Source organism: Ramlibacter sp. (assembly GCF_028292805.1).
GTDB lineage: Bacteria > Pseudomonadota > Gammaproteobacteria > Burkholderiales > Burkholderiaceae_C > Ramlibacter.
In genome coordinates this window covers 31,801-51,295 of the sequence record NZ_JAQGLS010000160.1, presented here as the reverse complement: position 1 = coordinate 51,295, position 19,495 = coordinate 31,801, and the positions used below count along the sequence as shown (strand labels likewise).

Here is a 19,495-nt window from a genome sequence, read left to right as displayed (position 1 = left end):
ATCCAGTCCCGCATCGCCGGGCCTTTCCTCGCCGCACGGCGCAGCTCTTCAAACAATCCATGTCCGCCAACCAGCACCCCATGCTCAACATGGCCGTCAAGGCCGCTCGCGCCGCCGGCGCCATCATCAACCGGGCCGCGCTCGACGTCGAGGCGGTGCGCATCTCGCAGAAACAGGTCAACGACTTCGTGACCGAAGTCGACCATGCCAGCGAGGCCGCCATCATCGAGACGCTGTTGACCGCCTATCCCGACCACGGGATCTGGGCCGAGGAGTCTGGCCGCGAACATGGCAACGCCACCTCCGACCACGTGTGGGTGATCGACCCGCTCGACGGCACCACCAACTTCATCCACGGCTTCCCGGTCTACTGCGTGAGCATCGCGCTGCTGGTGCGCGGGCGCGTGGAGCAGGCGGTGATCTACGACCCGACCCGCAACGACCTGTTCACTTCCACCCGCGGCCGCGGCGCCTACCTGAACGAGCGCCGGCTGCGCGTGAGCAAGCGCACGCAGCTCAAGGAGTCGCTGGTGTCCACCGGCTTCCCGTTCCGCCCGGGCGACAACTTCAACGTCTACCTGAAGATGATGGCCGACGTGATGCAGCGCACCGCGGGCCTGCGCCGGCCCGGCGCCGCCGCCCTCGACCTGGCCTACGTGGCGGCCGGCTGGACCGAAGGCTTTTTCGAGACCGGCCTGTCGGCGTGGGACGTGGCGGCCGGCTCGCTGCTGATCACCGAGGCGGGCGGCCTGATCGGCAACTTCACCGGCGAGTCCGACTTCCTCGAGCAGCGCGAGTGCGTGGCCGGCAACCCGAAGGTGTACGGCCAGCTGGTCAACATCCTGCGCAAGTACAGCAAGTTCGCCAGCGCCGGCGAGAAGGCCGAACTGCGCCAGAACGCGCCCTCGCTGGTGGACCCGGCGATGAAGCCGGGCACCAAGGTCGACGAGGTACCGCCAGCCACCGCCCAGGAATGATCCAGCTGCTGCAACAGAACCCGTGGGTGGCCACCGCGCTGCTCGCGCTGGCGGCCGTGATGGGCGCGATGGTCGCGCATCGGCTGCTGCGCGCGGTGCTGCGGCAGGTGATGCGCGGCAGCCTGTTGTTCCAGTCGATGCTCACCGCCACCGAGCGCGCCGGTTCCGCCGTGCTGCCGCTGCTGGCGCTGATGCTGGTGTGGCAGGCGGCCCCCAACGACCTGCTCTTCATCGGCATCGTGCGGCACCTGACCGGCCTGCTGCTGATCGGCGCCATCACCTGGTGGGTGCTCTCCTTCATCAACGGCTTGTCCGAGGGCCTGATCGCCCGCCACCCGTCCAGCGTCGAAGACAACCTGAACGCGCGCCGGATCCAGACCCAGACCAAGGTGCTGAGCCGCAGCGCGATGGTGGTGGTGGTGATCGCGGGCATCGCCATGGCGTTGATGACCTTCCCCGGTGCGCGGCAGGTGGGCGCCAGCCTGCTGGCTTCGGCCGGCGTGCTGGGCATTGTCGGCGGCCTGGCGGCACGGCCGGTGTTCAGCAACCTGATCGCCGGCCTGCAGCTGGCATTGGCCCAGCCGATCCGTCTGGACGACGTGCTGATCGTCAAGGGCGAATGGGGCCGGGTGGAGGAGATCACCGGCACCTACGTGGTGCTCAAGATCTGGGACGAACGGCGCCTGATCATCCCGCTGCAATGGTTCATCGAGAACCCGTTCGAGAACTGGACCCGCACCGGCTCGCAGCTCCTGGGCACCGCCTTCCTGTACCTGGACTTCGGCGCGCCGGTGGACGCGATCCGCGCCGAGGCCAAGCGGATCACCGAGGAGGCGCCCGAGTGGGACAAGCGCGTGTTCGGCGTGCAGGTGACCGACACCACCGAGCGGACCATGCAGGTGCGCATCCTGGTGTCGGCGGCCAACTCCGGCGCCGCCTTCGATCTGCGCTGCAAGCTGCGCGAGGGCCTGCTGGCTTTCCTGGCGCGGGAGTATCCGCAGAGTTTGCCGAAAGTGCGTGGCGAGGAGCCAGCGGAGATGCGTCCGGAGGCCGCGGCCTCGGCTGGCGCCTGAGTCCGGATTGCGGCTCCAGGCCGCCACGCTGCCCGGCCTTGATCCGGGGACCCAGCGCCCCCTCAGTTCCCCACCGCGTGCCGCCCCGCCCTGGCTCGCGCGACGATGGTCTTCATGATCTGCGCGGTGCCGTCCCCGATCTGGAACCCCAGCACGTCGCGCAGCCGCTGCTCCATCACGCCGCGGTCGTAGCCGCCATGGCCGAACGACAGCAGGCACTGGTGGATGGCGTCGTAGGCCAGCTTGGGTGCCCACCACTTGACCATCGCCGCCTGGGCCCCGTGCGGCAAGCCCTGGTCCTTGAGCCACAGCGCCTGCAGGCACAGCAGCCGCGCCGCCTCGACCTGGGTGTCCAGGTCGGCCAGCGGATGCGACACGCCCTGGAACGACACCAGCGGCTTGCCGAAGGCCTCGCGCTGCGCCACGTAGGCCCAGGTTTCCTCCAGCGCCACCCGGGCCACCGCCAGCACCTGCAGGCCGATCAGCGCGCGCGAGTAGTCGAAGCCCTGCATCACCTGCGCGAAGCCGCGGTTCTCGTCGCCCAGGCGGTGCTCCAGCGGCACCTTCACGTTTTCGAAGAACAGCGCGCCGCGGCCGATGGCGCGCTGGCCGTGGCAGTCGAAGCGGCTGCGCGTCAGGCCCGGCGCGTCGGTGGGCACCAGCAGCGCCGTCACGCCGTGCGCGCCGGCTTCCGTCGTGCCGGTGCGGCCGAACACGATCACCGCATCGGCCTGGTCGGCCGCGGAGATCGAGGTCTTCTCGCCATTGAGCACGTAGCCGTCGGCGACCCGCTCGGCCTTCAGCCGCAGGTTGGCGGCATCGGATCCGCCGCGCGGCTCGGTCAGCGCGATGGCGACCAGCGCCTGGCCGCGCGTGAGCTTGCGCAGCCAGGGCCCGGTGACTTCCTTGCTGCCGTACTGCGACAGGATCTGCCCATTGAGCGAAGCCAGCAGGTTGATGTACGACATGCTCAGGTCGGCGCGGGCGATCTCCTCGTGGATCACGCCGGCGGCCAGGCAGCCCAGGCCCAGGCCGCCGTCCGCCTGCGGCAGTTCCGGCGCGATGAAGCCCAGCTCGCCCATCTCCCGCATCAAGCCGCGATCGAGCACGCGCGTGCGGTCGCGCTCCTGGAAACCGGGCGCGACCCGCCCGGCGCCGAAACGCCGCGCCTGGTCGGCCAGCGCCTCGAGGTCTTCGTCGATGTAAGGCGTCTTCATGGCTGCGGATGGTCCTTCGCTCTCGACATAGGCAACATGCGGACCTATATTAGGCGCGACGGCAACGGCCTGCAAGGCCGCGCCCCTTCGCACAAACCCGCGGACACCCCTATGGACAAGACCCTCGACACGCGCATGGAGCTGGCCAACCGGCTGTTCTTCCGGCTTTACCAGTGCGCCAATATGCTGCATAAAACCGGCACCCGCGCGATCGAACACGAAGGCCTGACCACGCAGCAGTGGGCGGTGTTGGGAGCGCTCTCGCGGCCGCAGGCGGAAGGCGGCATGAAACTGGGCGAGCTGGCGCGCTACCTGCTGGTCAGCCGCCAGAACCTGGCCGGCGTGGTGGGCCGGCTGGAGCGCGACGGCCGGGTGGAAAGCGCCGCCGATCCGCAGGACGGCCGCTCCCGGCTGGTGCGCATGACGGCCAGCGGCCGCCAGGTGTGGCAGCGCAAGGCGCTGCCCAAGATCCATGGCTTCTACGAACAGGCGCTGGAGGGCTTTTCCGTCAACGACATGGTGCACACGGTGCACTACCTGCTCAAGATGCTGGAGAACATGGAGAAGATCGACGCGACCGATGGCGGAGACGAAGAGGAGTAGCCCTGCGGTCCCCGGCCACCCTGTGAAGTCATGCCGGACGGGACCCGGCATCCATGGCAGTCATGGCAGTCATGGATTGCGGGTCCAGCCCGCAATCACATCTTCAGGGGCTACTTGCCCGTCTTGGCGAACTCCGCCGACTGCTCCTTGACCACCTGGTCCACCACGTCGGTGTAGGCGGCGATCCAGTCGCCCTGCGGCACCCACCTGGCGCCGTCCCACATGTCGATGCGGGTCTTGCCGCCGCCGCCATGGTCCTTGGCGGTCACCGTCACCGGGGCGATGAAGCCGTTGGCATCGAAGTTGCGCAGGCTTTCCAGGCCGGCCTTGATCTTGGCCGGCGTCAGCGGCCAGCCGTCCTTCCTGATGGCCAGCTTGACGCCCTCGAACACCGTGGAGTACATCGCCAGGCCGGTGTTGTAGTAGATGTCGTCCATGTTCTTCGGGTCGCCGCTGCCCTTGCCCGGGCCGTAGACTTCCTTCTGGATCTGCTGCATCAGCGGGTGGTCGCGCCCGCCCACCACGTTGGTGCCGCGCTTCATGCCCTTGGCTTCGGCCGCGCCGATGTTGCGGATGTCCACCTCGTTGAACCAGTTGACCGAGATCAGCTTGTCCATCGCGATGCCGTTGCGCTTCATCTCGCGCGCCGCCACCACGTGCATGGCCGACAGGTTCCAGGTGATCACGTGGTCCGGGTCGAAGCGGCGGATCTGCGTCCACACCGCCGCCTGGTCACGCCCCGGCATCGGATTGGGGAACAGCTGCAGCTGGAAGCCTTCCTTGGCCGCCAGCGTCTTGAGCACCGGGATCGGCTCCTGGCCGAACGCGTAGTCGGGGTAGATGAAGGCGACCTTCACGCCCTTGAGGTTGCCCTTGTGCCGGTTCTTGATGTACTGGATGTTGTTGGCCATCTGGCCCCAGTAGGTCGGGCCGATGGGGAACACCCACTTGAAGACGTCCCCGTCCACCGCGTCGCCGCGGCCGACGAAGGACTGCAGCATCACGTTGCCGTCGGCCATGTGGCGCGGCAGCACGGCGCGCGAGACCGGCGTGGACAGGTAGTCGAACACCATCACGCCTTCGCGCTTGAGCTTTTCGTAGCACTCGATGCCGCGTTGCGGCTCGTTGCCGTGGTCCTGCACCACGACCTCGATCTGCCGGCCCTCGATGCCGCCCCTGGCGTTGAGCAGCGTGGCGTAGTCCTTGGCCGCCTGCACGATCTGCGGCGTGACGAAGGTGTAGGCCTTGCTCAGGTCGTAGCACATGCCGAACTTGATGGTGTTGCCGGCGGCCTGGGCCTGCGCCCCGGTCGCTCCCGCCAGCAGGGCCAACCCGGCGAGGGTCGCTAGCAATGATCTTTTCATGGCGTGTCTCCTGCGTACGGTGAAAGTTTCCGCGGTGGGCGCCAAGTACGCGCGCTGCCCACCCCGTGTCCCGGACTCAACTCAGCCAGCGCTTGCGCCGGCTGTAATGCTTGATCTCGTGAAAGTTCTTGCCTTCGCTGCCGCCCAGGTAGAACTCCTGAATGTCTGGATTCAGCTTCATGGCAGCAGCGCTGTCGTGCATCACGATGCGGCCGTTCTCCATCAGGTAGCCGTGCGAGACCACCTCCAGCGCGGCCAGCGCGTTCTGCTCCACCAGCAGCACCGACAGCCCTTCCTGCCGGTTGATCTGCTGCACGATCTCGAAAATCTCCGCGACCAGGAACGGCGCCAAGCCCAGGCTCGGCTCGTCGAGCATCAGCAGCTTCGGGTTGGTCATCAGCGCCCGGCCGATCGCCAGCATCTGCTGCTCGCCGCCGGACAGGAAGCCGGACTGCGCCGCGCGCCGCTGGTGCAGCCGCGGGAAGTAGCCGTAGACCATGTCGCGCTTGCGCTGCATCTCGGCGCGGCTGCCGCCGGTCACTGCCGACGCGGCCAGCAGGTTCTCGTCCGCTGTCAGGTGCTCGAACACGCGGCGGCCTTCCAGCACCTGCACGATGCCCAGCTTGACGCGCTGCTGCGGCATCATGGAATCGATGTCGTGGCCCAGAAAGCGCAGCTCGCCGCGGCTGACTTCGCCGCGCTCGGGCTTGAGCAGCCCGCTGATCGCCTTGAGCGTGGTGCTCTTGCCGGCGCCGTTGGCGCCCAGCAGCGCCACCATGCCGCCTTGCGGCACCTCGATGGAGACGCCCTTGATCGCCAGCGCCACACGGTCGTAGATCACCTCGATGTTGTTGAGGCTGAGGATGGTGCCGGCGGCCATGCTTGCTTGGGTCATGCCATGCCCTTACTTGCGTGCGTAGCCGAACGGCCACACCAAGAGGTAGTTGCGCAGGTTGCCATACAGCTTGCCCAGGCCCATCGGTTCGATCAGCAGCACCACGATGATGGTGGCACCGTAAACCATGTGCGGGATGTGCGCCAGGGCTTCGACCCCGATGTCGAGACCAAACACCCTGGCCAGCCAGGCGATCAAGGTGTTCATCTGGCCCGGCAGCAGCAGGATGAATCCAGCGCCGAAAAAGCTGCCGATGATGCTGCCCAGGCCGCCCACGATCACCATCGCCAGCAGCTCGATCGAGACATTGACGGCGAACTGCTCGGGCGTCACCGCGTGGTAGAAGCCGAAGATCAGCATGGCGCCGCTGACGCCGCCGATGAAGGCCGAGGCGGCGAAGGCCACCAGCTTGTAGTAGAAGCTCTGCACGCCGATCACGGCGGCCGCGAAGTCTTTCTCGCGCACCGCCACCAGCGCGCGGCCCAGCGCGGTGCGGCGCAGATTCAGCATGAACAGCATCACCAGCAAGGTCCAGCCCAGCACCACATAGTAGGTGGCGGCCTCGGAGGTGACGGCTTGCCCCAGCAGCTTCATCGGCGGCGCCTGCAAAGTGGCGGAGACGCCACCGCTGATGGCGGGCACGTGCGAGATCACCCAGTCCATCACGAACTGCATGGCCAGCGTCGACAGCGCCAGGTACAGGCCCTTGACGCGCAAGGCGGCGAAGGCGAACACCACGCCGATGACGCTGGCGGTCAGGCCGCCCAGCACCACGGCAATCTCCCACGGCACGCCGTTGCGCGTGGCATGCACCGAGGCATAGGCGCCGATGCCCATGATCGCCGCGTAGCCGAAGTGGAACTGGCCGGCCCAGCCCAGGATCAGGTTCAGCCCGAGCACGGCCGAGGTCCATATCAGCCAGGGCCGCACGTAGCTGGTGAGCGCCAGCGAGCTGAGCACGAACGGCGCAACGAGCGCGAAGGCGAGCAACGCCACCATCGCCCACTGCTCGAACGGAATGGTGAACAGCGCGCGGTCGGACGCGTAGCTGGTGTGGAAGATGCCGGCGCGGCGGTACAGCATGACGTTAGATCCTCTCGATGTCGTGGCGGCCGAACAGGCCGTGCGGCCGGATCATGATGGTCAGGATCAGCACCGCGGCCACCACCAGCTCACGGGTGCCGCCACCGAGCAGCGGGTCCAGGTAGCCCGACGCCACGTTCTCCAGCATGCCCAGCAGCATCCCCGCCAGCACCGCCCCGCCCAGGCTGTCCATGCCGCCCAGCACCGCCACCGTCACTCCTTTCAGCAGCAGCAGCGAGAGCGACTGGTCCACCGTCTGCACCGAGCCCCACAGCACGCCGGCCGTGGTGGCCACGACCGCCGACAGCGCCCACGACAAGGCGACCCCGCGCTCCACCGAAATGCCCACCGACCAGGAAGCGGTGTAGTCGTCGGCAATCGCGCGCAGCACCACGCCTTGCCGGCTGCGAAAGAACAGCATGAAGATCACGAACAGCACCAGCGTGACAGCGGCGCCGACCACGTAGGCCCGATTGAGCAGCAGCGGCCCCAGGAACAGCGGCGAGTCCGGAATGCCAAGGCGCATCGGCCGGCCGCTGCCGCCCCAGAGCGTCATGGTGGTGGCGCGCAGGAAGATGTCGATGCCCAGCGTCATCATCAGGATCATCACGATGGGACGGCCGGCCAGCCGGCGCAGCGCGACCCGCTCGATGCCGACGCCGACGAAGAACATGGCAACCACCGCCGCCGGAATGGCCAGCCACAGCGGCAGGCCCAGGGCGTCGGACAATCCCAGCACCAGGTAGGCGCCCAGCATGGTCAGCGCGCCCTGCGCCAGGTTGGGCACCGACGATGACTTGTAGATCAGCACGATGCCCATCGCCACCAGCGCGTACATCAGGCCGGCGAGCCCGCCGTTGATGGCGAGTTCCAGGAAGTACATGACGTCCATCAGATTTCCTTCACCGTCAGCAGCCGTTCGGTCACGCCGATCTCGCCCGTTTCGTAGACCACCGTGGCGCGCATGGCGACCGTCCGCTGCCCGCCATAGATCGCGTCGATGATGGGCGCGTAGCGCTCCTCCACCACGTTGCGCCGCAGCTTTCGGGTGCGGGTGATCTCGCCGTCGTCAGCGTCGAACTCCTTGTGCAGGCTGACGATGTGGCGCAGCTTCAGGCCGTCGGGCAGCGTGGTGTTGACATGCCGCACAGCGCCGGCCAGCAGCTCGATCACCTCGGGCTTTTGCGACAGGTCGGCGTAGGAGATGTACGAGATGCCGCGCATCTCGGCCCAGTGGCCCACCGTCTCCTTGTCGACGCAGACGATCGCGCCCAGCGTGCCGCGGCCCTTGCCCAGCACCGCCACGTCCTTGACGTAGGGACTGAACTTCAGGCGGTTTTCGATGTAGTTCGGGATGTAGCGCTCGCCCTGCGCGGTGTGCACCACTTCGGAAACCCGGCCCAGCACCACCAGCTGTCCGTCGGGCTCCAGGTAGCCGGCATCGCCGGTGCGCAGCCAGCCGTCGTCCAGCGACTCGCGCGATGCGGCCTCGTTGCCGTAGTAGCCGCGGAACACGCTGCCCGATCGGATCATGATCTCACCACTGTCGGCGATCTTGACTTGCACGCCGGGGAGCGGCCGGCCCACCGTGTGCAGCCGCACCTCGTCGGGCGACTGCATCGCATTGAAGGCGCTGCTCTCGGTCTGGCCATAGAGCTGGCGCAGCTTGACGCCCAGCGCCCGGTAGAACACGAAGGTGTCTTCGCCGATCGCCTCGCCGCCGGTGAAGGCATTGCGCAAGCGGCTCATGCCCAGCTGGTCCTTGATCGGGCCCATCACCAGCCATTCGCCGATCGGCCGCAGCAGCTTCTGGGCGGCGGTCGGCTCCTGCCCGGAGAGCTTGCGCCTCTCGGCGGCGATGGCCGACTGCATGAACAGTTCGTACAGCGCCTTTTTCAGGCGGCTCGAGTCTTCCATTCGGACCTGCACCGTGGTCAGCATGTTGTCCCAGCTGCGCGGCGCCGCCAGGTAGAAGCTCGGCGCGATCTCGCGCAGGTTGTGCAGCACCGTCTCGGCGCCTTCCGGAATGTTGATCGTGAAGCGCAGCGCCACGCCCGCACCCATGGTCATGGAGAAGTCGCCCACCCAGGCCATCGGCAGGTAGGCCAGGACGGAATCGCCGAAGTCGAAGGCGCCGGCCCGGTGGGCGTTGCGCACGCCGCTGAGGATGTTGCGGTGGCTCAGCACCAGGCCCTTGGGCTTGCCGGTGGTGCCGGACGAATGGATGAACACCGCGGGGCCGTCCGGCCGCGCCAGTGCCAGCAGCTGCTCGCGCAGGCCGGGCTGGCCGGCCAGCCGCTGCGCGCCGCGCTGCTCCAGGTCGGCCCAGGAGATCAGGCCCGGCGCCGTGTAGCGGGCCAGCCCGCGCGGGTTGTCGTAGACGATGTGCTCGATGCGCGCGCCGCGCTCGCGCAAGTCGAGCGCCTTGTCGACCTGCTCCTGGTCTTCCGCCAGCACGAAGCTCACATGCACTTCGCTGTCGACGTGCATGATTTCGTCGGGCGTCGCGTCCGGGTACACCGGCATCGCGTAGGCGCCCAGCGCGCCGGCGGCCAGCATGCCCATGTACAGGCGCGGGCGGTTGTCGCCCAGCACCAGCACGCCCCTTTCCGGCGCCAGCCCCGCTGCCTGCAGGCCGGCGGCGCAGCGCAGCACCGTCTCGTGCACCTGGGCCCAGGTGGTCTGCTGCCAGATGCCTCGGTCCTTCTCGCGAAAGGCGACCTGGTCCGGATGGGTGGCGGCGTTGGCGGCCAGCAGCCGCACCAGCGTGGTGGCCGGCTCGAAGTCCCAGCTGGCGCCTTCAGGCCGCTGCATGCGCGCCCCCCAGGTAGGCTTTGATCACGCGCGGGTCGGCGATCACCTCGCGCGGGATGCCGGTCTGGATCACCTCGCCGTAGTTGAGCACCAGCATGCGGTCGCAGATGCCGGTGATGATGTCCATGTGGTGCTCGATGAGCATCACCGTCACCCCGCGTTCATCGCGCGCATCCAGGATGAAGCGCGCCATGTACTCCTTTTCTTCCTGGTTCATGCCGGCCATGGGCTCGTCCAGGATCAGGAAGCTGGGCTGGGCCACCAGCGCCCGCGCCAGTTCCACCCGCTTTTTCAGGCCCAGCGGGATGGCTTCCACCGGCTCGTCGCGCACCCCTTGGAGCTGCATGAAGTCGATCACTTCCTCCACCACCGCGCGGTTGGCGATCTCCTCGGGCCGCGCCAGCCAGGGGTAGAGCAAGGTGCGGAACACGCCAGGGTGCATGTGCACGTGGCGTCCGAGCAGGATGTTGTCCAGCACGCTCATGCCGTTGAACAGCGCCAGGTTCTGGAAGGTGCGGGCCACGCCACGCCGCGCCACCTTGTGCGGCGCCAGGCCGGTGATGTCCTGGCCATGCAGCAGGATGCGGCCCCGCTGCGGCGGATAGAAGCCGGTGATGGCGTTGGTCAGCGTCGTCTTGCCGCTGCCGTTGGGGCCGACCAGGCCGAAAATCTCGCCTTTGTCCACGTGCAGGTCGACGCCCGTCACCGCCACCAGCCCGCCGAAGCGGCGTTCCACGCCGGTGCACTCGAGCACCCGCGCGGGACCGTTTGCGTGCGTCGCTGTCACCTTGCGTCGTCTCCTTGTTCCAGTCGCGGCCCGGCCGAAGCGGCAAGGCGGCGATATGACAACGTGTGGCCGAATGCTAGGCAGGTTGCGAAACGTGCGCAAGGCCGCGACGGCGGCTTGTTCTCATGGATTACGCTAGGCGGCCACTCCGCCGGCGGGCACCACGATAGGCAACTGGCTGCCTAATTGTCGCCAGGATGCCAATCCGGCGCAGGCGCCGTCGTCAGGATTTGAAGATCGCCTCGAGGTCGACTTCGCCGTTGGCGTTGTCCAGCTGCAGGCTGCCCTCGATGTGGTCGAGGTGGTCGAGCATCAGCTTCTCGGCCCGCGCCCGGTCGCGCCTGGCCACCGCCTCGATGATCAGCTCGTGTTCATCGTGACGGCAGCTCTGCGCCGTCGGCGCGTCGTACAGGAAGATGGTCAGGCAGGTCAGCATGCATAGCTCGCGCATGCTGCGCGAGAGCGCCGAGTTGCCGGCCAGTTCGGCCGCCAGCGTGTGGAACTCGCCGGACAGCCGGATCACCGCGCGCTTGTCGTTGCGCCGGCGCGCATCCGCCTCCAGCTCCTGGTGCTGGCGCAGCCGCGCGATCTTTTCCGGCGTGAGCGTGTCCACCAGCCTCCGTAGCACCGCCGGCTCGATCAGTCGGCGCGCCTCGAACACATCGCGGGCCTGCTCAGTGGTGGGCTTGGCGACGTAGGCGCCGCGCTGCGGAACCAGCTCCACGATCTGCTCGTGGGCCAGCCGGGCCAGCACCTCGCGCACCCGCGCGCGACTGACGCCGAAGATGTCGGCCATGCGCTCCTCGCCCAGCTTGGTGCCGGGATGCAGGCGGTGCTCGAGGATCGCGATGTAGATCTTCTCGTAGATCTCATCGACGCTTTTCTCGCGCTCGGCGCGGCTGGCTGTCGTCTTGCGCGCGGAGTCGGGCATGGCGGCGGGGGAGTGGCGGTCGGCGGCCATTCTATCGGCGCCCTTGCCGCGGCCGGAGGTCAGGTCCATTGGAACAGCTCCCCCCAGCCGGTGATGGTGGCGGGCGAGCCGCCGGCCGCGCGCACCATGCCCCACACCGTGGTGCTGACCGTGTCCAGCAGGGCGATGCCGTGGGTGCGTTCGACCTGCGCGGCCAGCGGCGCGGCCCGCAGGTTGGTGCAAAAGGTGGTGATCGCCTGCGGCCTGGCTTGGGCCACTTGCGCCATCAGTTCCGACAAAGCCTGCGGCGCGACGGCGGCAAAGTCGTGGTTGACGCGGATGCCCAGGTGGCGCTCGGCGACCACCTCGATGTCCAGGGCGCGGTAGTTGGCGACGATCCGGGCCTGCACGTCGTCGGTGTAGGGCGTGACCAGGGCCAGCCGCCGCACCCGCCGGATCGCCAGCAACTCGTTGAGGGCCAGCACCGCCGTGGTGGCCGGGATGCCGGTGCGTTCGCGGATGCGCTCGCACAGCCGGTGGTCGGCATCGAAGCCGAGCCAGCCGGACGAGGTGCCGCTCCAGCCGATCACATCGACCTTGGCGTCCGCCAGCAGGTCGGCCGCCGCCAGGATCTTGCTGTCGTCGAACTGGCCCAGGGCGGCCGCATCCAGCGCGATCTGCGTCACCTTGAAGCGGGAGAAATGGGCGCTGGCGTTCGGCAACGCGGCCACCAGCGCGCTGGTGAGCGGCTCCAGCGCGGTGTTGGAAGAAGGGGTCAGCACCCCCAGACGCAGCGGTTGGCTCATGCAAGTTCCTCCATGAAGAGCGGCAATGCGAAGGCGAAGTATGAGGGATCGCGGCAATGCTCTCAACAAATCAATGACTACTTTGTCGACATCCATGTAAACACAGACGCCGATCCGAGTCCCATGGTCGATCCTTTCCCTCGTACCAAGTCCGGTAGCCCCACGCACCGTGGCCCGGAAGTTGCAACCAGCCCTCCCAACTGCCATGACAACGCCGCCCGCTTTCAAATTGACCAACAAACGAATGTCGACAACTGTGTCCGCACTTCTATGGTGTTACTGTCGCCCCCTCCTGGTGCAAAGGGTGCCGGCGTGAACAGCCTGCACCTCGTCATCCGCAATGCGCTGGTGGCAACCGCCAGCGACACCTTCCCTTGCGACATCGGGATCCGGGACGGCCGCATCGCGCTGCTCGGCGCCGGCTTGCCCGCCGGCGACCGCGAAATCGACGCCCGTGGCCGCACCGTCACGCCCGGCGGCGTCGATGCCCACTGCCACCTGGACCAGCCGATGGACGGCCCGGCCAGGATGGCGGACGATTTCATCACCGGCACCCGCTCGGCGGCCTGCGGCGGCACCACCACGGTGATTCCGTTCGCCGCCCAGGCCAAGGGCCAGTCGCTGGCCGCCGCGGTGCAGGACTACCACGCCCGCGCGGAAGGCAAGGCAGCGGTGGACTACGCCTTCCACCTGATCGTGAGCGACCCGACGCCGCGGGTGCTGGCGCAGGAGCTGCCGGCGCTGATCGCCCGGGGCTACACCTCGTTCAAGGTCTACATGACCTACGACGACCTCAAGCTCGACGACGGCCAGATGCTCGACGTGCTCGACGTGGCGCGCCAGCACGGCGCCATGGCCATGGTCCATGCGGAAAACGCCGACTGCATCGCGTGGCTGACCAAACGGCTGGAGGCCGCCGGCCGCACCGCGCCGCGCTGGCACGCCCAGGCGCGGCCGATGCTGGTGGAGCGCGAGGCGACCCACCGCGCGATCGCGCTGTCGCAGCTGGTGGACGTGCCGATCCTGATCGTCCACGTCTCCGGCCGCGAAGCCATCGAGCAGATCCGCTGGGCCCGCGCGCAAGGCCTGCAGGTGTTTGCGGAAACCTGCCCCCAATACCTGTTCCTGACCGCAGAGGATCTGGGCATCGACGACAGCTACCACGGCGCCCGCTGCATCTGCAGCCCGCCGCCGCGCGACAAGGGCAACCAGGAAGTGATCTGGAACGGCCTGGCCGACGGCCTGTTCACGGTGTTCTCGTCCGACCACGCGCCCTTTACCTACGAAGGCGAACACGGCAAGAAGCCGGGCGGCGAGGAAGTGGCGTTCCGCCACATCCCCAACGGCATCCCGGGGCTGGAGACGCGGCTGCCGCTGCTCTATTCCGAAGGCGTTCTGGGCGGGCGCATCACCCTGCAGAAGTTCGTGGAACTCACCGCCACCAATCCGGCCAAGGCCTACGGGCTGCATCCGGGCAAGGGAACCATCGCCGTTGGCAGCGACGCCGACCTGGTGGTCTGGGACGAGCGCGAACTGGTGCTGCGCAACGAGCAGCTGCACCACGCCGTCGACTACACGCCCTACGCCGGCATGCGGCTGAAGGCCTGGCCGGGCCTGACGCTCAGCCGCGGCGAAGTGGTGTGGGACGGCCAGTCGTTCACCGGCCGCGCCGGCCACGGCCGCTTCCTGCCGTGCGGCCAGCCTTCGCTGCTGCCGCGCCGCGCCTGAGGCAAGCATGCGGCTGCTCCTGATCAATCCCAACATCTCCGACAGCGTGTCGGCGCTGATCCTGGCCGAGGCGCAGCGCAGCGCCGCGCCCGGCACCGAGATCGACGTGGTGACGGCGCCGTTGGGCGTGGCCTACATCGAAACGCGCTTCGAGGCGCTGATCGGCGCCTATGCCACGGCGCAGCTGGCCGGCGAGCACCACGCGGGCTACGACGCGGTGGTGGTCGCCGCCTTCGGCGACCCGGGCCTGACCGCCCTGCGCGAAGTGCTGCCGGTGCCGGTCACCGGCCTGACCGAGGCGGCGCTGGCAAGCGCCCATTTGCTGGGCCACCGGATCTCGGTGATCGCGATCTCGCAGCGCATCCAGGCCTGGTACCGCGAAATCATCGAAGGCTACGGCTTCGGCAGCCGGCTGGCCAGCATCCGCGCGCTGGACCGGCCGCTGGCCAGTATCGGCGGCATCCAGGACGCGCATGCCGCCGCACTCAAGGCACTGGCCGAACGCGCGGTCGACGAAGACGGTGCCGAAGTCATCGTGCTCGCAGGCGCGCCGCTGGCCGGCCTCGCTCGCTCGCTGCACGGCCAGCTGCCGGTGCCGGTGGTCGACGGCGTCTCGAGCGCCGTGCGCCACGCCGAAACCCTGGTCGCGCTGCAGCCCGGGCGCGCCCTACACGGCAGCTTCGCCGCCCCGCCCGCCAAGCCCCACCAGGGTTTGCCCGCCGCCATCGCGCGCCTGCTCCACGCCGGCCGCCGCTAGTTTTCTTCCAACCGTTCCCTCCCTCTCGATCCACCCAAGGAGCTCCCCGATGACCGTCACCACCGTGTCCCGCCTGCTGGCCTGCGCCGCCCTCGGCTGCAGCCTGCTGGCCAGTCCCGCCATCGCCCAGGACCGCATCAAGTTCAAGGCCATCGGCCAGCCGCTGGCCACCGGCCTGATCCAGAAGAACAAGGAGCAGGTGTTCTTCGAGAACTTCGCGGCGCGCACCGGGCTGCCGGTCGACGTCGACTACAAGCCGATCGACACGCTGGGCCTGAAGGACACCGAGCAGTTGCGCGTGATGAAGGCCGGCCTGTTCGACCTGGTCTCGCTGCGCGTCTCGCAAAACTCGCGCGACGAGCCGACGCTGCTGGGCCTGGACCTGGTGGGCGCCTCGCCCGACTACGCCACCGGCCGCAAGGTCTCCAAGGCCTACTTCAACACGGTCGACCAGCGCCTGCAAAAGCAGTTCAACGTGAAATTGCTGGGCGTCTGGCCGTTCGGCCCGCAGATCCTGTTCTGCAAGAAAGCGATCACCCAGCTGGCCGACATCAAGGGCATGAAGGTCCGGGTCTACGACCAGAACCTGGCAAAGTTCATCGAGATGGTCGGCGGCACCCCGGTGCCGGTCTCGTTCGCCGACACCCACCAGTCGCTGTCGCTGGGCGTGGTGGATTGCGCCATCACCGGCCCCAGTTCCGCCAACTCCGCCGGCTGGCCGGAAGTGACCACGCACCAGTTGCCGCTGGGCTTCCAGATGGCATTGAACGGCTATGCCATCACGCTCAAGGCCTGGAACCAGCTCAAGCCCGACCAGCAGGCGAAGATGACCGCGGCCTTCGACAAGCTGACCGAGGAAATCTGGGTCTATTCGGAGGAGCTGTTCCAGGACGCACTGAACTGCAACGCCGGCAAGGACCCGTGCACCACCGGCAAGAAGTTCAAGCTGGTGAACGTGCCGGTCACGCCCGCCGACAATGAGCTGATCCGCAGCGCCGTGAGCAAGGTCTCGCTGCCCACCTGGGCGGAGATCTGCGACAAGTCCAACGCCGGCTGTTCCGCGCAATGGAAGGCGCAAGTTGCGCCGGTGCTGGGGCTGAAGTGAACTCCGGTGCGTCCACTCTGAAGGCGGGCGCGCCTGGCGCGGCCCCCGCGACGACCGCAGCCGCGGCGAAGCAGCACATCGAGAACATGCTGGCCTGGGCCTTCGGCTCCATCTTCCTGGCGCTCGCCGGCGTGGTCACCGTGGAGACCATCGCCCGCAAGGCCTTCAACATCTCCCTGCAGGGCGCCGACGAACTGGGGGGCTATGCGCTGGCGGTCGGCTGCACCATCGCCTTCAGCCTGGCGCTGATGGGCCGCAACCACATCCGGGTCGACGTGTTCCACGAGCGCATGCCGCGCCGGGTGCAGGCCTTCCTGAACTGGTTCTCCATCGCCAGCATGGCCGCGTTCGGCATCTTCATGGCCTGGGTGGCCACCAAGGTGCTGGCCGACACGCTGGCCTACGGCAGCACCGCGCAGACGCCCTGGGCCACGCCGCTGGTGTGGCCGCAATCGGTCTGGTATGCGGGCCTGGTGATCTTCGCGCTGGTGGGAACCGGGCTCGCCTTGCGCGCCACCGTGCTGCTCGCCAGCGGGCGGCTGGACGTGCTGAACCAGGACTTCCATCCGAAGAGCGCCAAGGAAGAGTTGAAGGAAGAACTGGACGACCTGGCCGTGCGCCAGTCGACCGAAGGAGCCAAGCCATGATGCTGCCCCTGTTTGGCATCGCGTTCGCCGCGATGCTGGCCATGATGCTGGTGGGCCTGCCCATTGCCGTGGCGATGGCGCTGGTGGGCATCGTCGGCGGCATCGCCGCCTATGGCATTCCCTTCATGGACTCGATCGCCCCGGTGGTCTGGGGCGTGCACAACGAGAACCTGCTCACCTGCATCCCGCTGTTCGTGCTGCTGGGCGAGCTGCTGCTGCGATCGGGCATCGCCGACCGCATGTACATCGCGCTGTCGGCATGGCTGGGGCGGCTGCCCGGCGGCCTGCTGCACACCAACATCGGCAGCTGCGCCATGTTCGCGGCAACCTCCGGCTCCTCCGTGGCGACCGCCGCGACCGTCGGCACCGTGGCCCTGCCCTCCCTGATGCGGCGCGGCTATTCGATGCGCGCTTCGCTGGGCAGCCTGGCCGCCGGCGGCACGCTCGGCATCCTGATCCCGCCCAGCGTGAACATGATCGTCTACGGCTCGCTCACCAACAACTCGATCGGCCAGCTGTTCATCGCCGGCATCATCCCCGGCCTGCTGCTGACGGGTTGCTTCATGCTGTACATCGCGCTGTCCAGCCTGCTCAGTGGCAACGTGATGCGGGAAGCCAAGGTGTCCTGGGGCGACAAGTTCCGCAGCCTGGTGCACCTGATCCCGCCGCTGGTGGTGTTCGGCATCGTCATGGGCAGCCTGTACTTCGGCATCGCCACCACCACCGAAAGCGCCGCCCTGGGCGTGATGGCCGCGCTGGTGTTCGTGGTGCACTCGGGCAAGATGAGCCGGGAGCTGCTGCGCAACTGCTTCGTCTCCACCGCCCGCGTCAGCGGCATGATCCTGCTGATCATGACGGCGGCCTTCATCCTGAACCTGGCCCTCAGCCTGACCGGCGTGGCCGAGGCCATGACGAAGTGGGTGACGGGCCTGGGCCTGTCGGCCACCGGCCTGATCCTGGTGCTGATCATGTTCTACCTGATCCTGGGCATGTTCATGGACGTGCTGTCGATGCAGGTCGCCACCATTCCCATCACCTACCCGATCGCGGTGGCCCTGGGCGTGGACCCGATCTGGTTCGGCATCTTCATCGTGCTGATGTGCGAGCTGGGGCTGATCACGCCGCCAGTGGGCATGAACCTGTTCGTGGTGCACGGCATCCGGCCCGACAAGGGCGGGATCGAGGACGCGATCTGGGGCGCGCTGCCGTACGCGGTGATCATGATCCTGTTCACGCTGCTGCTGCTGGCCGTGCCCGGGCTGGCCACATGGCTGCCCAGCCGCATGTAGGAACCATGCCATGAGCGACAACAACCTGTGGCGCCTGCCGGCCACCGAACTGGCGCGGCGCTACCGGGACCGCAGTCTCACGCCGCTGGCCGTCGCCCAGGACTGCCTGGGGCGGCTGCAGGCAGTGAACCCGCGCATCAACGCGGTGGTGGCCCGGCGCGACGCGGCCTTCATCGCCGAGGCGCGGGCCGCCACCGATCGCTGGGCGCGCGGCGCGCCGCTGTCGCCCATCGACGGCATTCCGCTGACGGTCAAGGACAGCCTCTACACCGCCGACCTGCCGACCACCTGGGGCTGCCCCGCCTTGCGTGACCACCGCACCGGCCACGACGAACTGGCGGTGGCGCGGGCCCGCGCGGGCGGCGCGCTGATGGTGGGCAAGACCAACGTGCCCGAGTTCGCGCTGGAGGGCTACACCGACAACCCGGTGTTCGGCGCCACCCGCAATCCATGGGACCTGGCGCTGACGCCGGGCGGCTCCACCGGCGGCGGCGTCGCGGCGCTGGCGGCGGGGATCGCGCCGCTGGCGATCGGGCAGGACGGCGGCGGCTCGATTCGCCGGCCTGCCTCCCACACCGGCGTGGTGGGCCTCAAGCCGTCGCTGTCGGCGGTGCCGCGCGAGCACGTGCTGCCCAGCCTGCTGCTGGACTTCGAGGTGGTCGGACCGCTGGCGCGCACGGTGGCCGACGTGCGGCTGCTGTTCGAGGTGATGCGCGGCCCGGCCGCGGTGGATCGCTCGTCGCTGGCCGCGGCCCATGCCGCCGGACAGCCGGCCAGCGCCGGGCCGCTGCGCATCTTGTATGTCGAGCGCTTCGGCGCCGCCCCGCTCGACCCGCAGGTGGCCGCCAGCGTGGCCGGTGCCGTGGACCAGCTCGCCGCGCTCGGTCATCGCGTCGAGCGCGGCCCCTTGTCTCTCGACCTCGATTTCTTCGCCGCCGCCTGGCCGCAGATCGGCCAGGCCGGCCTGGCGCGGCTGTTCGAGCATGCGCCGAAGTGGCAGGCCGCCGCCTCTCAGAAATACCGCGACATGGCGGAACTGGGCGAGCGGATCCCCGCTTCGCGGCTGTGGGACATTCTGGAGCGGGTCAGGCAGCTGCGGCGCGACGCAGCCACCCTGTTCGAGCATGTCGACGCGATCGCGCTGCCCTGCGCCGCCGCCTTGCCCTGGCCGGCGCAGGACGCCTACCCGCTGCGCATCGACGGCCAGGACGTCGGGCCGCGCGGCCATGCGATCTACACCGGGTGGGTCAATGCGGCCGGCCTGCCGGCGCTGGCGCTGCCTTGCGCGCCGTCGCGCGAGGGCCTGCCGATCGGCATGCAAGTGGTTGGCCGCTACGGCGGCGACGACCTGTTGCTGGACCTGGGCGCTGGCTACGAAGCCGCGCACCCCTGGGCCGAGCGCTGGCCCCCGCTCTGACGCCAACGCATGCCCGGCCCGGT

At 68.4% G+C, this 19,495-nt stretch carries 18 protein-coding genes; 9 read left to right on the top strand and 9 right to left on the bottom strand.

The window, feature by feature from the left end; all coding sequences use genetic code 11:
* Positions 1 to 59 precede the first annotated feature (59 nt).
* Together JWP65_RS09805 and JWP65_RS09800 are read left to right on the top strand one after the other, a co-directional pair.
* Entirely contained in the window at positions 60 to 977 is a 918-nt protein-coding gene (locus tag JWP65_RS09805) for an inositol monophosphatase family protein (protein ID WP_299763182.1), read from the top strand.
* Entirely contained in the window at positions 974 to 2,050 is a 1,077-nt protein-coding gene (locus JWP65_RS09800; RefSeq protein WP_299763180.1) for a mechanosensitive ion channel family protein, read from the top strand. Before JWP65_RS09805 ends, JWP65_RS09800 begins: the two co-directional genes overlap by 4 nt.
* Positions 2,051 to 2,112: 62 nt before the next feature.
* Here JWP65_RS09800 and aliB read toward each other — a convergent pair whose 3' ends face one another.
* Positions 2,113 to 3,267, bottom strand: a complete 1,155-nt coding sequence (gene aliB / locus JWP65_RS09795) for a cyclohexanecarboxyl-CoA dehydrogenase (protein ID WP_299763178.1) — start codon at positions 3,265 to 3,267, stop codon at positions 2,113 to 2,115.
* A 111-nt stretch (positions 3,268 to 3,378) separates the two neighbouring features.
* Here aliB and JWP65_RS09790 point away from each other — a divergent pair, with 111 nt between their 5' ends.
* On the top strand, positions 3,379 to 3,870 hold the full coding sequence (locus tag JWP65_RS09790; RefSeq protein WP_299763176.1) for a MarR family winged helix-turn-helix transcriptional regulator: 492 nt from the start codon (positions 3,379 to 3,381) through the stop codon (positions 3,868 to 3,870).
* A 110-nt stretch (positions 3,871 to 3,980) separates the two neighbouring features.
* Here the strand turns inward: JWP65_RS09790 and JWP65_RS09785 are convergent, their stop codons facing one another.
* The 8 genes from JWP65_RS09785 to JWP65_RS09750 all read right to left on the bottom strand — a co-directional run bounded on the left by JWP65_RS09785 (position 3,981) and on the right by JWP65_RS09750 (position 12,529).
* On the bottom strand, positions 3,981 to 5,234 hold the full coding sequence (locus tag JWP65_RS09785; protein ID WP_299763175.1) for an ABC transporter substrate-binding protein: 1,254 nt from the start codon (positions 5,232 to 5,234) through the stop codon (positions 3,981 to 3,983).
* Between the two features lie 76 nt (positions 5,235 to 5,310).
* Positions 5,311 to 6,129, bottom strand: a complete 819-nt coding sequence (locus JWP65_RS09780) for an ABC transporter ATP-binding protein (RefSeq protein ID WP_299763173.1) — start codon at positions 6,127 to 6,129, stop codon at positions 5,311 to 5,313.
* A 9-nt stretch (positions 6,130 to 6,138) separates the two neighbouring features.
* Positions 6,139 to 7,212 (bottom strand): branched-chain amino acid ABC transporter permease, encoded by a 1,074-nt coding sequence (locus tag JWP65_RS09775; protein WP_299763171.1) that lies wholly within the window; start codon positions 7,210 to 7,212, stop codon positions 6,139 to 6,141.
* A gap of 4 nt (positions 7,213 to 7,216) precedes the next feature.
* Positions 7,217 to 8,104, bottom strand: coding sequence for a branched-chain amino acid ABC transporter permease (locus JWP65_RS09770; RefSeq protein ID WP_299763169.1), 888 nt, complete (start codon positions 8,102 to 8,104; stop codon positions 7,217 to 7,219).
* A complete protein-coding gene (locus JWP65_RS09765) occupies positions 8,104 to 10,026 on the bottom strand; it encodes a long-chain fatty acid--CoA ligase (protein ID WP_299763167.1) in 1,923 nt (640 codons plus the stop codon). Before JWP65_RS09765 ends, JWP65_RS09770 begins: the two co-directional genes overlap by 1 nt.
* Entirely contained in the window at positions 10,013 to 10,780 is a 768-nt protein-coding gene (locus JWP65_RS09760) for an ABC transporter ATP-binding protein (RefSeq protein WP_299763239.1), read from the bottom strand. Before JWP65_RS09760 ends, JWP65_RS09765 begins: the two co-directional genes overlap by 14 nt.
* A 256-nt stretch (positions 10,781 to 11,036) precedes the next feature.
* Entirely contained in the window at positions 11,037 to 11,744 is a 708-nt protein-coding gene (locus JWP65_RS09755) for a GntR family transcriptional regulator (protein WP_299763237.1), read from the bottom strand.
* Positions 11,745 to 11,803: 59 nt separating this feature from the next.
* Complete coding sequence (locus JWP65_RS09750; protein ID WP_299763166.1) at positions 11,804 to 12,529, bottom strand: aspartate/glutamate racemase family protein; 726 nt, start codon at positions 12,527 to 12,529, stop codon at positions 11,804 to 11,806.
* Positions 12,530 to 12,841: 312 nt separating this feature from the next.
* Here JWP65_RS09750 and hydA point away from each other — a divergent pair, with 312 nt between their 5' ends.
* The 6 genes from hydA to JWP65_RS09720 all read left to right on the top strand — a co-directional run bounded on the left by hydA (position 12,842) and on the right by JWP65_RS09720 (position 19,472).
* Complete coding sequence (gene hydA, locus JWP65_RS09745; protein WP_299763164.1) at positions 12,842 to 14,257, top strand: dihydropyrimidinase; 1,416 nt, start codon at positions 12,842 to 12,844, stop codon at positions 14,255 to 14,257.
* Positions 14,258 to 14,264: 7 nt separating this feature from the next.
* A complete protein-coding gene (locus tag JWP65_RS09740; protein ID WP_299763162.1) occupies positions 14,265 to 15,014 on the top strand; it encodes an aspartate/glutamate racemase family protein in 750 nt (249 codons plus the stop codon).
* A gap of 49 nt (positions 15,015 to 15,063) precedes the next feature.
* On the top strand, positions 15,064 to 16,119 hold the full coding sequence (locus tag JWP65_RS09735) for a TRAP transporter substrate-binding protein (RefSeq protein WP_299763160.1): 1,056 nt from the start codon (positions 15,064 to 15,066) through the stop codon (positions 16,117 to 16,119).
* Between the two features lie 86 nt (positions 16,120 to 16,205).
* A complete protein-coding gene (locus tag JWP65_RS09730; RefSeq protein ID WP_299763158.1) occupies positions 16,206 to 16,766 on the top strand; it encodes a TRAP transporter small permease subunit in 561 nt (186 codons plus the stop codon).
* Positions 16,763 to 18,055 carry a TRAP transporter large permease gene (locus JWP65_RS09725; protein ID WP_299763156.1) on the top strand — a complete coding sequence of 431 codons (1,293 nt, stop codon included), beginning with the start codon at positions 16,763 to 16,765 and terminating at the stop codon, positions 18,053 to 18,055. Before JWP65_RS09730 ends, JWP65_RS09725 begins: the two co-directional genes overlap by 4 nt.
* A gap of 10 nt (positions 18,056 to 18,065) precedes the next feature.
* Positions 18,066 to 19,472: an amidase gene (locus JWP65_RS09720; RefSeq protein ID WP_299763154.1), complete on the top strand. Its 1,407-nt coding sequence runs from the start codon at positions 18,066 to 18,068 to the stop codon at positions 19,470 to 19,472.
* Positions 19,473 to 19,495: the final 23 nt, after the last annotated feature.